The organism is Pedobacter sp. Leaf250 (genome assembly GCF_920984735.1).
Lineage (GTDB): Bacteria > Bacteroidota > Bacteroidia > Sphingobacteriales > Sphingobacteriaceae > Pedobacter.
Genome location: NZ_CAKLBU010000005.1, coordinates 119,567 through 133,493, shown reverse-complemented (window position 1 = coordinate 133,493; position 13,927 = coordinate 119,567). Strand labels below are relative to the sequence as shown.

The following is a 13,927-nucleotide window of genomic DNA, read 5'->3' as shown; positions in this document are numbered from 1 at the left end:
GTGTGTTTAAAGATTGGACAAGGCTACACGAGAACACTATAATTGATTGGAAAATCCTGTTACGTTTTCGTGAATACTTTCAGAATCAGTGATATTGGTTGCGGTAACGCTTTTTAACGAAATGTTTTTAACAGGTAGTTTCTTCTCTCCCAAAATCCTGGAAATAAATTTCACTTCCTTTGCAGTTACCTGATCTAAGAATACGTTTTCGATTGGCGTAAGTCTTACCTCAACGGTTGGCACCAAGTTTTTCCACTGATATAATACATTTGTTTCTATTCCGAGAATGCCAAGGTCAATTTTTCCTGCCTGAATATTTTTGGCGTAGATATTTTTAACGAAGCCGCCCATTCGTTCATTGGTTTTGATAAAAATTAAATGGTTAAGCTTTGCGCCCTCTTTTACTTCACAATTTTCTATCAAAACATTTTCGATACCGCCAGATAGCTCGCTACCAAGGGCTAAAAGCTGATGCCCGTTTTTAACTAAACAATTTCTAATCACAATATTTTTAGATGGTGTTTTGAGTCTCCATCCTTCAGGATTTCGCCCTGATTTAATTGCGATGGCGTCATCCCCCTGATCGAAAATACAATCTTCTATTAAGACATTTTGACTCATTTCCGGATCTACGCCATCATTATTATGGCCGTGAGCATAAACCTTCAATTTTCTAATGACGACATTTTTTGATAAATAAGGATGGATGGTCCAAAATGGACTATTGGTAATGGTTAATCCTTCTAACAACACATTTTCGCATCGGTTAAACTGAATAAATTGTGGACGCAAATGTGCCGTATCGTTTACCATTTGCCTGTCTTTTACAGGACTGTAAGCTGATGCTAGATTATATAATCTTTTTATACTTTCCATGTGAGCCTTTGGTCTGGAGAACCAGGTTTTCCAAACATCCATTTTGGCTTTTATTTCGCCATCGCCAGTAATGGCAATATTTTTACATTCAAAAGCATATATGAGGGGCGAGTAATTGTAACATTCCATCCCTTCCCAGCTACTCTGAACTGCTGGCAGATAATCATTGGGATCATCAGAAAATAAAAGTACTGCACCTTTATTTAAGTGAAGGTTTACATTACTCTTTAAATGTATTTTCCCCGTTAACCATTCGCCTTCAGGTACTATAACAATTCCACCATTTATTTTACTGGCTTGATTTATTGCTGCTGCTATTGCATTTGAATTTTTAATTTTATCACCTTGAACGGCACCAAAACCAACTATTGAAAACTTTTTATTTCCAGAAAAATCAGGAAATTTAATTGCAGGCATTGCGAACGGTGCTGTGACCTTAATTTCGTTAATTTTTACGCTATCTATTTTATTACTAAAGGAAAGTGTAACTGTAGAAATCAGAATCAAAAAGAGAATTTGTCTATTCATAACAACGAATCATTTAAACACCAGAAGTGTAAAAGGATGATAATAATATTTGGTTAAACTGCTAAAATGGATCAGCAGCAACCAAATATGCATAAACAATTTCTTTTCCCCATCCTGTAGCCACCCGTTCCAGATGAGATTTAAATCAACAACAAGTAGAGTAATTATTAATGTACGGTGTTAATCTCAATTTGGCTACTTTTTAAGCCTTTACCATATACATTCAATTGCATTTTACCTGCCTTTTTGTTTGATTCAACAAGCACAACAAGCTTTCCGCTAAATAGCTTCATGGTTGGCTTTTCAAATGATTCTAATGAAGTGGCATCGCCATTACAAACAGCTTTAAATTTACCAGCCCCTTTTACTTCAAATTTTAAGGATTGATTTTCAGTAGGGCAAGGATTACCGTCTTTATCTACCACAAATACCGTTACAAAAGATAGATCTCTGCCATCGGCTTTGATCTTATTTCTATCTGCGGCTAGAATAATACGATCTGGCTTACCTGCTGTTACTATTTTTTCTTCTGCAACTGGTTTTCCTTGTGCATCTAAAGCTACCACTTTAAGTATGCCTGGTTGGTATTTTACATCCATCCACATTAATCTGTAGCGATTTTGAGGCGATGTTTTATCCTTTTTTCTAACACCTAAACTTTTTCCATTTAAGAAAAGTTCAGCACTGTCATAACTCGTGTACACAAATACAGGCGTAATTTCTCCTTCTCTACCCGCCCAATTCCAGTGCGGCAATAAGTGCAGTGTGGGTTCACTTTTATTCCATCTGCTCCGATACAAATAATATCGATCTTTTGGTAAACCTGCTAAATCAGAAATGCCAAAATAGGAGCTTCTGGAAGGCCAGCTATTATCATATGGTGTTGGCTCGCCCAAGTAATCGAAGCCTGTCCACACAAACTCTCCAATAACCCACGGTTTATCATCTTGCATCACAAAATCATCATCAGGAAGATTAGACCAGCTGCAATATTCCATATCATAAGATGATGACTGAAAATCATCATATTGCTTATCTTTTGCCTTTATTACAGGAAATTTGTAAACGCCTCGCGAGCTTAGCGTTGAAGCCGTTTCAGAACCTAAGATAAATCCTTGCGGAAAGGCCTTATTGGCATCCTCATAGAGATGTACTCTATAGTTTAATCCCGGAATATCTAACAAAGCACCAAAACCAGACTGCATAGTAGCCTTTACCTGATCCATACCCACCGTAACAGGACGAGTAGGATCTTCACGGTGAAAGATCTCTTGAAGCCATTTTGCCCGTTTTACACCTTCAGCCCCAAACTGATCCGGAACTTCGTTCCCTGAACTCCACATTACAATACTGGGGTGGTTCTTATTGGCTTTTACCAAATTCACAATATCCTTTTCAGCATCAGTATTGAAATACAAATGATAACCATTTTCTACTTTAGCCTTTGCCCATTCATCAAAACTTTCGGCCAGAAACATAAATCCCATTTCATCGCAAAGCTCCAATTGTTCTGGCGATGGCATATTATGTGAACTTCTGATGGCATCGCAACCCATGTCTTTTAAGATGGTCAACTGCCTGCGTAACGCAGCAACATTAATTGCAGCACCAAGCGGACCCAAATCATGGTGTAAACAAACACCTTTAAACTTCCTTACATTTCCATTTAAGCTGAAGCCTTTTCCTGCCTGGAAATTAATGGTTCTGATACCAAAACGTGTTCTAACTTCATCTTTAAGTGCATTACCATCATACACTTTAGATACCAAAGTGTATAAATATGGGCTTTCAGGGCTCCATAATTTCGGCTCACGAATCTGAATATTTTGATCACCTTCATTACCAAAAAATGATTTCACAGTATCAATTGCAACCTGTTTACCCTGATGATCTAAAACCTGGTTTACAAGGTGTAAATTAGAACCATTGAGTTTTGTTTTAACATTAACCTTTGCAAATTCAGTTTGAACAACTGGTGTGGTTACCGTAATCCCCCACTGCTCGATACTTTTTTCTTCTTTGATGATAAGATGAACATTGCGGTATAAACCAGCACCAGGATACCAACGCGAAGATTTAGCCCTATTATTAAGGTGTATGGCCAGAACATTTTCGTTAGATTGGAGATCCTTTGTAATGTCTATATAGAAATAGTTGTAACCATAATTCCACTCGCCAATCAGTTTTCCGTTGAGGTAAACACGTGGTTCACTCATGGCGCCATCTATTTGAACCAATACTTTTTGAGTAGGTTTAATTATTGGTAAAGCAAGTTTTTTTCGATACCAACCTTCTCCAATGTAAGGCAATGCCCCTGTTCTACCTGTTTTCTCAGTTGGTTTAGTTTCACCGTTTTGAGTAATAGCAGTAACCTGTTTGTCTATTTCTTTATCAAAAGGACCTGAAATAGCCCAATCGTGTGGAATTCGAACCGTTTGCCATTTGGTATCATCAAACTTTTGCAATGCTGCATCGGTAAAATTTCCTTTTGAAAACTTCCATCCTTCATCAAGAATAATTTCAGTTCTCTGGGCCATTCCTTGAAAATAAAAAGAAATGAGAAGTGATGCAATTAGAAGTACTTTATGTTTAAACATTAGCCGATGATGATTAGTTGATTTAGCTTCGATTAGAATTGCAAGAGTTTACAGTTCGCCAAGAAACGAAACATTTCACAGAAAATCAATAGAATGAATGATTAAATAGTTCACTCTTATCATATGTTAAAGATTAACTTAGCAAAACAAAATCTCCTTGTGAAAGAACAAAACAGGCAATATTTACAATTCAGTAAACTCATCATAGCCTCAACATTACAACTCTTTGATCTACCTATTTCTCAAGTTTAGTTCGACCTACGTTATTAATAGTTGCTTTGGAATAAAAAGATATTTCATTTAGTTTTCTATTATATTTGATTGACGGGATTCTATTTCCGGCACAACCTGGGGATTATTCCAAAAGTGGCCACTTGTTTTTCTGCAAAGTGGTCACTTTTTTCGGTTTAAAATGGCCACTGTTTTCGCTTCAAAGTGGTCACTCGGCTCATTTTAAGCGGTTTTAAGGCTTATTTAAAGCCAACTTGATTCAATGGTTGTTTTTGTGCTCAAGGCAGCTTCAGCGGAGCGCTAAAGCGCTTAAAAATGGTTTTTTTAGAAAGGGTGTTGCTGGAGTTTTTTGTCTGTCGGTTCTTGGATGTAATCTTGCCCTATAACAGCTTTATTGGCTGGATAATCATATCCGGGATGCCGTGGAGTGAAGTTTTGTGCGGATGAGGGGCAGAGCATTGACAAAATTTCTTTTGCGGTGGTTCTGATAGGAATGGATATATTTGGGACTCTTCTCAAGATGTCCTGCTCAAAGTCGGACTAATCTACGGGTGTACAGTTTGGAACGGAATCCGCTGTCTACTATTACCGAAATCCCCAGCTTAATACTAATCACAGTGAAGCATACGAAATACTCAATAAAGAGCTAGAATTATTGACGGACTTAAAATCAACTTATCACAAGTTTGATACGTTAGAAAAACGGGAGTTTATAGATCTGGTGTTCGACTCGAATCTCTATTACGAAAACGGCATGTATCGAACACCCACGATGAAGAATATCTTATCATCTAAACGCCTTAAGATGAGGGAATTAGAAGTCTTGATTGTGAATAAAAAAAGGAAAGATTTTTCAATCCTCCCTTCAAGTGCACTTGTAGGGATTCGAACCCCAAACCTTCTCATCCGTAGTGAGATGCTCTATCCAATTGAGCTACAAATGCAATTCCGTTTGTTAACGGACTGCAAAAGTAAGATTTGAGATTTAAATTCGCAATTATATTTGAAAAAAAATCGATCTTACTTTTGCAAAAAATTTGATTATGCTTTTAACGAATCGTTAATCGCTTTAAAATCAGGCAAGTCCTTTGCTTCTTCCAACACTTCGGAATAGATAATTTTTCCTTCTTCGTCGATAACAAAGGCTGCTCTTTTAGAAACACCTTTCAATCCGAACACAAATTCAGGATAAAAAGCACTATAAGCTTCTGAAACTTCTTTATTAAAATCAGACAATAAGGGAAATTGATAATTTTGAACTTCTTTAAACTTGGCTAATGAAAATGGAGAATCAACTGAAATTCCTAAAACCTGTGCATCAATTCCTTCATAAAAACTGAAATTATCTCTTATTGCACATAATTGCTCGGTACACGTTCCGGTAAAAGCCATTGGAAAGAAATGAATAATTACTTTTTTTCCTTTAAAAGCTGATAATGAAACTTCAGTTAAATCTGAACTGTATAATTTAAAATCAGGGGCGTGATCGCCAATTTGTAGTGACATATATTATATTGTTAAATTGTTGTAATTGATAAATTGTTTAACTGGTTAATTGTTTAAGCGTAACGCAAAGTCTCAAAAAAAAAAGCTCACTAATTTGTCTATTTCCTCATTTCCATTTCCCATTTTCACTTTCTACTTTCTACTTTCTACTTTCTACTTTTCATCTGCTCATCCACAATCTTCAACCCCTCTTCAAAGCTATGCGGTTTATAATCCAAATCTTTTATCGTTTTATCTAATACAAAACCAGTTTTAATTGGCCGTTTTGCAGATTGATTTAAACTCTGAGAACTTATTTCAGAAATTATCGATTTATCGAGCGACCAATAATCGGCAACTTTTCTCACTAAATCTGCAATGCTCATGTAATCTTTCCCCGAAACGTGATAAACACCCTGCGAATTTTTTTCTACCGCTAATAAACAGGCTTCGGCTAAATCCTCTGCCAAAGTTGGCATTCGCCATTGATCGTTTACGACATTAATAGGTAAACCTTTTTCCAACGCACCTTTAGCCCAAAGCACAATATTGCTCCGGCTCATATCATTTGTAATACCATACACTAAAATGGTACGTAAAATTGCCCAGTTTGCTCTCGATTCTTTAACCGTCAATTCTGCAAGAAGTTTAGTTTCGCCATAATAGCTTAATGGATTTGTCGCATCTTCTTCTTTGTAAGGCCCATTGGCACCATCAAAAATAAAATCAGTGCTTAAATGTATCAATTGAATATTAAATTCTTCGCAAAGCGATACTAAGTTTTGAGTAGCCTCTACATTTAGCTGACGGCAAAGTTCCTTATTCGCTTCAGCGGTATCAACATTGGTCATGGCTGCTGTATGAACAATGGCATCGGGTTTAAATTTTTCAATTATTGTTCTTACCTGCACGGGATCAAGGATATCCATTTCAGCATACTGATAACCATTTGTAATCGGATATCTGTTGGCACCTTTTGAAGTTGCGATCAGCTTCACCCGCCCCTCGGTTAATACTTTTTCTGTTATTTTTTGACCTAAAAGGCCATTGCTACCTGTTGTTAAAATGGTTTTCATTAATTGATTTTATGCCTCTAAATTACCCATTAAAATGACCTAAGAAAAATTTGCAATATATATTTAAAATTTACTAATAATAACTTAACTTTGCCAACCGAATTGGAGCCCCTACAAACAGCTTTAATTCATTGACTATAATAAATATACTCACAACAGATATGCCTAACTTAGGAAAAATAGCACAAATTATCGGCCCAGTGGTTGACGTTAGCTTTGCTGATGATGCCCATCTACCTAAAATTTTCGATGCGTTAGAGATAACAAAAGAAAATGGACAAAAAATTGTTTTAGAAGTTCAACAGCATTTAGGCGAAGATCGCGTACGTGCAATCTCTATGGACTCTACTGATGGTTTAGTTCGTGGAATGAAGGTACTTGATACTGGTTCAGCGATTAAAATGCCAGTTGGCGATCAAATTAAAGGTCGTTTATTTAATGTAGTTGGTGACGCAATTGACGGAATCACTGCAGTGGATAAAGCTGATGGTCGTCCGATTCACGCCACTCCTCCTAAGTTCGAAGATTTATCAACAGAAACTGAAGTACTTTTTACCGGTATTAAAGTAATCGATTTATTAGAGCCTTACGCAAAAGGTGGTAAAATTGGTTTATTCGGTGGTGCTGGTGTAGGTAAAACAGTATTAATCATGGAGTTGGTAAACAACATCGCTAAAGCTTATGCTGGTTTATCAGTATTCGCAGGTGTTGGTGAACGTACTCGTGAGGGTAACGATTTACTTCGTGAGTTTATCGAATCAGGTGTAATTAACTATGGCGATGAATTCTTACACTCGATGGAAAAAGGTGGATGGGATTTGAAAGCTGTTGATACTGAAAAATTAAAAGAATCAAAAGCAACATTGGTATTCGGTCAAATGAACGAGCCTCCTGGTGCACGTGCTCGTGTAGCATTATCAGGATTAACAGTTGCAGAATATTTCCGTGATGGTGATGGCGAAGGCGCTGGAAAAGATATCCTTTTCTTCGTTGATAACATCTTCCGTTTCACTCAGGCAGGTTCTGAGGTATCGGCTTTATTAGGTCGTATGCCATCTGCGGTAGGTTACCAACCAACATTGGCAACTGAGATGGGTTTAATGCAAGAGCGTATTACTTCAACAAAACGCGGTTCAATTACATCTGTACAAGCGGTTTACGTACCTGCGGATGATTTAACTGACCCAGCTCCGGCTACAACTTTCGCCCACTTAGACGCAACTACAGTACTTTCCCGTAAAATTGCTGAGTTAGGTATTTACCCAGCGGTAGATCCATTGGATTCTACTTCACGTATCCTTTCTCCTGCTGTTTTAGGTGATGAGCACTATAATACCGCACAACGTGTTAAAGAAACTTTACAACGCTATAAAGAATTACAAGATATCATCGCGATTTTAGGTATGGACGAATTATCTGAAGAAGATAAATTAGTCGTATCAAGAGCTCGTCGTGTTCAACGTTTCTTATCTCAACCTTTCCACGTAGCTGAGCAATTTACAGGCTTAAAAGGTGTATTGGTTGACATTAAAGATACCATCAAAGGTTTCAACATGATTATGGATGGTGAAGTTGATGAATATCCTGAAGCTGCATTTAACTTAGTTGGTAGCATTGAAGATGCTATTGAAAAAGGTAAAAAATTATTGGCAGAAGCGAACTAGTACGTTGTACGTAATAAGTTATACGTTTTAAGTGCAAGTCGGTCGACTCAAAACTTAAAACGTAAAACGTAAAACTTTAAAAATGAATTTAGAAATCTTAACTCCAGATAAAAAAGTTTTCGAAGGTGAAGTAACAGCAGTTACGGTTCCTGGCACTTTAGGTTCTTTTCAGATTTTAAAAGACCATGCAGCCATTATCTCAACTTTAGAAGATGGAGAAGTTATTATAAAAGCAGGCAAAGCTGATGAACAACGTTTTTTCATTAAAGGCGGAGTAGTTGAAGCCATCCACAACAAAATTGTTGTGTTGGCAGAAGGTATTGCTTAAAATAATTAAACAATAAAAGAAAGCCTTTTCGACTAATTTGAAGGCACTGAAAAAGTCCCTTAATTGAAAAGGATAAAAAGGAGTAGAAAACTAGTTTTTCTGCTCCTTTTTTTGTATTTTAAAGGTGTATTATTACTGCTTTTAAGATGCTTCTTCAACAGCAAATCCAGTTTAGCGAGTTTTCCAGGCTTTATGATCTGATTGTTCCCAAAGAGAACCTCCTGCGCAAGATCAACGAGCTTATAGATTTTGGTTTTATATATGATGAGCTCCTAAATAAATACTGCCCGGACAACGGGCGTAATGCTGAGAGTCCGGTACGCATGTTTAAATATCTGCTTTTGAAAACCATATTCACCGTTTCAGATGTCGATGTGGTAGAGCGTTCCCACTATGATATGTCCTTCAAATATTTTCTGGAGATGTCCCCGGAGGAAGACGTGATCAATTCAAGCTCATTGACCAAGTTCCGAAAGCTCCGCCTCAAGGATATGGATCTTTTAAACCTTCTGATCGGTAAAACCGTTTCCCTGGCCCTTGAAAAAGGCATTATTAAATCCAGGTCCATCATTGTCGATGCGACGCATTCACTTTCCAGATCCAATCCATATTCCCCTATTGAAGTACTCAGGCAACGCTCGAAAATGCTTCGAAAGGCAGTGTATCTAATGGATGATGATCTCAAGGGTCAGATGCCTGAGAAGAATGATTCAAATGATATCCTTAAAGAAATAGCATACTGCAAGAAGTTACAAAAACTTATCGAGTCTGATGAAGCATTAAGTGAGATTCCTGCTGTGAAAGAGAAGCTAAACCTCCTAAAGGAAACAGTGGAAGATACCCGGGAGAACTATGCAATATCCAAAGATATGGATGCCAGGGTTGGCCACAAAACAGCTGACAGCAGTTTTTTTGGTTACAAAACTCATTTGGCAATGACAGAGGAACGTATTATAACGGCCGCTGTTGTCACCTCAGCTGAGAAGGGCGATGGTCCTGAACTTCCAAAATTATTGGACCGGACACAGTCATACGGAATGGAGGTGGATACCATCATAGGTGATGCAGCTTATGCCGGCAAGAACAACCTCAGGCTTAAGGATTTGAACGGAAATAAGATTAAGATCGTTGCCAGGATGAACCCTGCTATTACCCATGGTACCAGAAAAGAGGAAGAAAAGTTTGATTACAACAAAGACGCTGATATGTTCGTATGCCCTGCAGGGCATCTGGCCATGTACAAACGGGTGCAGGGCAAAAAGGTAGATAAGAGCAATCAGTCAATGACCTATCATTTCGATATTGAAAAATGCAAAGTATGCCCGCTAAGAGATGGCTGCTATAAACCGGAAGCCAAAAGCAGGACATACTCAGTTACAATAAAACCAGACGAGCACAAAGAGCAGGAAATATTCCAACAGAGCGAGTACTTCAGGGAGAAATCAAAACACAGATATAAAATTGAGGCGAAAAATAGTGAATTAAAAAATGTTCATGGATATGACAGAGCAAATTCCTATGGCCTTGAAAGCATGAAAATGCAAGGTGCAATCGCGATTTTCGTGGTAAATCTAAAAAGAATACTGAAATTCTAAAGCGGGATCATTATTACCAAAAAAACATGCCAAAAAGGGTCATAAAACGCTGAAATCCGTCGAGAGAACTTGATGAACTGGAATCAGTAAAAAAGATAAAAACACTCAAAAAACAAAAAGCGGATGGAGATCTTATGACCTACTCATCCGCTAATTTCTTTATAGACCATTTTAAGTCTACTTTTTCAGTGCCCTCACTAATTTCGAAGAGGCTTTTATATGTACTTTAAAGTAGGCATAACTAGGAGTGATTTTGTAAATTGATCAATGATTAAATTTGTTAAGAATAATCAATTTTGTTCGGCAAAAATTCATTTTAAGAAGAAAAATTGAAAATTTATAATGCTAGCATAATAAACATACCGTATACCGTTTTGATATTCGGTCTATCTCCAACGGCATTAAATCACTAATTCCATTACCACAGCGAATAACATTCTGTTTTCTTAGTTAAGTATAGAATTATATTCTTATTTCACTTTTTTCTGATTTCTCTTGCATATTAATGAACCAAAAACTAAATTGGTATTTATAAAGCATTGCGAAATAATGATTACACGAAACAACATTTTTTTAAACACCACCACTGCAAATGCAGCTGGAAATGTTGTGTTGTTACCTGTCATTATTCTGAATCTACTACTCCTAAATATTTTATGGGGCAATAAGCGGACGCAGATTAAATAGATTTTAAAAAAACTAAATATACCTAAAGCGTCCTGATACAAACAGGACGCTTTTTTTAAATAACAAAACGCAGTATTATGAAGTACTATAATTCTAATACGATTATTTACCTTGATGGAAAGTTTGAAAAGGCTGTAGATAGCAACACTGACCTTTATGGCCAGTCGCTGCATTATGGTTATGCAGCTTTCGAGGGAATAAGGGCATACAAAACGCACAATGGTAATCGCATTTTTAAAGCTGCTGCCCATTTCGACCGTCTAGAACGTTCTTGTCAACTGGCCAATATTCCTTTTCCATGGAATAAACAAGAATTAATCAAAGAAACCTATAAACTTCTAACATTAAATAAACTGAAAGATGCTTACATCCGCCCGTTAGTTTTTTGCCACCCAAATATGAAATTGAATGAGCCTAGCGGTGTATCAATTTTGATTTGTGCCTGGGATTGGGATGCTTATTCAGGTAATAAATTATTGAAATTAACCATTTCAGATTACGAAAGGCCGAATCCAAAATCGACTCCGATGGAAGCAAAACTTAGTGGAAACTATGTAAACTCAATTTTAGCAACCACCGCAGCCAACATTAAAGGATACGATGAAGCGCTACTTTTGGATATGCATGGTTTCGTAGCTGAAGCATCTGGCGCAAATATCTTTTTGGAGAAAGATGGCAAACTTTACACACCATCTTTAGGAAATATTTTACCTGGAATTACCCGGGCTACCGTTAAAGAGCTTTGTACAGTTTTAGATATTGAATGTATGGAGAAAAAACTAACCGTTGAAGATTTAAGACAAGCAGATAGCGCTTTCCTATGTGGCACAGCTACAGAAATTGCTGGAATTGCTTCAATTGATGATATCATTTTCCGCAACCTTTGGAGAGAATCTGTCGGTTACACCATACAACGTGCTTATAAAAACTTGGTGCTTGAGAAAGTGAACTACGAAGTGATTATATAGTTTCAAGTGGCGAGAGTTAAGTATCAAGACAGATTGCAAACATTACAACTTTAAAATAATACAACATTACAACCGACCAAAACAATGAGCGAATTAAATAAGTACAGTAAAACATTTACACAAGACCCAACACAACCTGCGGCGCAAGCTATGCTTTATGGAATCGGATTAACCGATGCAGATATGGCAAAAGCACAAGTCGGTATTGCTAGCATGGGTTACGATGGTAACATTTGCAATATGCACCTTAACGACCTTGCAAAAGATGTTAAAACTGGTGTCTGGAAAAATGATTTAGTTGGCTTAGTTTTTAATACGATTGGCGTGAGCGATGGAATGAGTAATGGTACGGATGGTATGCGTTACTCATTGGTAAGTCGCGATGTAATTGCAGATAGTATCGAAACCATTTGTGGTGGGCAATATTATGATGGAATTATTTCTATTCCGGGTTGTGATAAAAATATGCCAGGGGCGATAATGGCTATGGCTCGTTTAGACCGCCCGTCGATTATGGTTTACGGTGGTACAATTGCTCCTGGTCATTACAAAGGCGAAGAATTGAATATTGTTTCGGCTTTTGAGGCTTTAGGACAAAAAATCTGCGGTAATTTATCTGAAGAGGATTATCAGGGAATCATCAAACATACTTGTCCAGGTGCGGGCGCTTGTGGCGGCATGTACACCGCAAACACAATGGCATCTGCTATTGAAGCATTAGGTATGAGTTTGCCTTATTCTTCGTCAAATCCAGCGGTAAGTCCTGAGAAAAAACAAGAATGTTTAGATGCTGGAAAATATATCAAAGTTTTATTAGAAAAAGATATTAAACCATCTGATATCATGACGAGAAAAGCATTTGAGAATGCAATTCGCTCGATCATTATATTAGGTGGAAGTACAAATGCGGTATTGCATTTTATCGCAATGGGAAAAGCCATCGGTGTAGAAATTACGCAAGATGATTTCCAAAGAATGAGTGATGTTACACCTGTTTTAGCCGATTTTAAGCCAAGTGGAAAATACCTGATGCAAGATTTGCATCAATATGGCGGTATCCCTGCTGTGTTGAAATTTTTATTAAACGAGGGCTTATTGCATGGCGATTGCTTAACTGTAACTGGTAAAACAATGGCCGAAAATTTAGCTGATGTGAAATCGATTATGGATTACGACCAGAAAATCATTCAAAAACTGAGTGAGCCAATTAAAGCAACTGGTCACTTACAAATTCTTTACGGAAATTTAGCAGAAAAAGGTTCAGTTGCAAAAATATCTGGTAAAGAAGGCGAAAAATTTGAAGGTCCTGCACGTGTATTTGATGGCGAGCATGATTTAATTGCTGGTATTTCAAGCGGTCGTGTTCAACCTGGTGATGTAATTGTGATTAAAAACTCTGGCCCTGTTGGTGCTCCAGGCATGCCTGAAATGTTAAAACCAACTTCGGCAATTATTGGTGCAGGTTTGGGTAAATCGGTTGCTTTAATTACTGATGGACGTTTCTCTGGTGGTACTCACGGTTTCGTGGTTGGTCACATCACGCCAGAATCGTATAAGGGCGGTTTAATTGGTTTGGTTGAAGATAATGACCCAATTTTAATCGACGCCGTTAATAACATCATCAGTTTACAAGTAAGCGAAGAGGTTATCGCAGAGCGAAGAAAAAAATATGTACAGCCTGCATTGAAAGTAACCAAAGGTGTTTTATATAAATATGCTAAAACTGTATCAGATGCAGCAAGTGGATGCGTAACTGACGAGTATTAACCTCCTGAAGGGGAAAGAAACTTAACAAGTAAATAAACTTGAACTGGTCACAATTTGTGACCGCTTACTAAGAAAAGCACTAATATCATCACAAACCGTGATGAACTTGATGTCAGAAATTGTGA

9 protein-coding genes and 1 tRNA gene are annotated in these 13,927 nt (G+C 37.4%); 5 read left to right on the top strand and 5 right to left on the bottom strand.

The genetic code is table 11. The annotated features are described in order from the left end of the window. Nucleotides 1-36: 36 nt before the first annotated feature. The 5 genes from LUA91_RS06150 to LUA91_RS06130 form a co-directional block, all read right to left on the bottom strand. Nucleotides 37-1,404, bottom strand: coding sequence for a glycoside hydrolase family 28 protein (locus LUA91_RS06150; protein WP_231425143.1), 1,368 nt, complete (start codon nucleotides 1,402-1,404; stop codon nucleotides 37-39). Nucleotides 1,405-1,571: 167 nt separating this feature from the next. Continuing rightward, nucleotides 1,572-3,941: a DUF4982 domain-containing protein gene (locus LUA91_RS06145; protein ID WP_231425141.1), complete on the bottom strand. Its 2,370-nt coding sequence runs from the start codon at nucleotides 3,939-3,941 to the stop codon at nucleotides 1,572-1,574. A gap of 1,161 nt (nucleotides 3,942-5,102) precedes the next feature. Continuing rightward, nucleotides 5,103-5,176: transfer RNA gene (locus LUA91_RS06140), tRNA-Arg, on the bottom strand. Nucleotides 5,177-5,273: 97 nt separating this feature from the next. Next, on the bottom strand, nucleotides 5,274-5,738 hold the full coding sequence (locus tag LUA91_RS06135) for a redoxin domain-containing protein (protein ID WP_231425140.1): 465 nt from the start codon (nucleotides 5,736-5,738) through the stop codon (nucleotides 5,274-5,276). A 146-nt stretch (nucleotides 5,739-5,884) separates the two neighbouring features. Then, the gene (locus LUA91_RS06130; RefSeq protein ID WP_231425139.1) at nucleotides 5,885-6,793 is read right to left on the bottom strand and encodes an NAD(P)-dependent oxidoreductase; all 909 of its coding nucleotides are present in this window, start codon (nucleotides 6,791-6,793) and stop codon (nucleotides 5,885-5,887) included. 161 nt (nucleotides 6,794-6,954) lie between these two features. Here LUA91_RS06130 and atpD point away from each other — a divergent pair, with 161 nt between their 5' ends. From atpD to ilvD, 5 genes are all read left to right on the top strand, one after another. Beyond that, nucleotides 6,955-8,457 carry a F0F1 ATP synthase subunit beta gene (atpD, locus tag LUA91_RS06125; RefSeq protein WP_231425224.1) on the top strand — a complete coding sequence of 501 codons (1,503 nt, stop codon included), beginning with the start codon at nucleotides 6,955-6,957 and terminating at the stop codon, nucleotides 8,455-8,457. Between the two features lie 82 nt (nucleotides 8,458-8,539). Then, on the top strand, nucleotides 8,540-8,785 hold the full coding sequence (atpC, locus tag LUA91_RS06120; RefSeq protein WP_231425138.1) for an ATP synthase F1 subunit epsilon: 246 nt from the start codon (nucleotides 8,540-8,542) through the stop codon (nucleotides 8,783-8,785). 146 nt (nucleotides 8,786-8,931) lie between these two features. Further along, nucleotides 8,932-10,380 (top strand): IS1182 family transposase, encoded by a 1,449-nt coding sequence (locus tag LUA91_RS06115; protein WP_231425136.1) that lies wholly within the window; start codon nucleotides 8,932-8,934, stop codon nucleotides 10,378-10,380. Nucleotides 10,381-11,144: 764 nt separating this feature from the next. Further along, a complete protein-coding gene (gene ilvE, locus LUA91_RS06110; protein WP_231425135.1) occupies nucleotides 11,145-12,035 on the top strand; it encodes a branched-chain-amino-acid transaminase in 891 nt (296 codons plus the stop codon). Nucleotides 12,036-12,119: 84 nt separating this feature from the next. Continuing rightward, the gene (gene ilvD, locus LUA91_RS06105) at nucleotides 12,120-13,802 is read left to right on the top strand and encodes a dihydroxy-acid dehydratase (RefSeq protein WP_231425134.1); all 1,683 of its coding nucleotides are present in this window, start codon (nucleotides 12,120-12,122) and stop codon (nucleotides 13,800-13,802) included. Nucleotides 13,803-13,927: the final 125 nt, after the last annotated feature.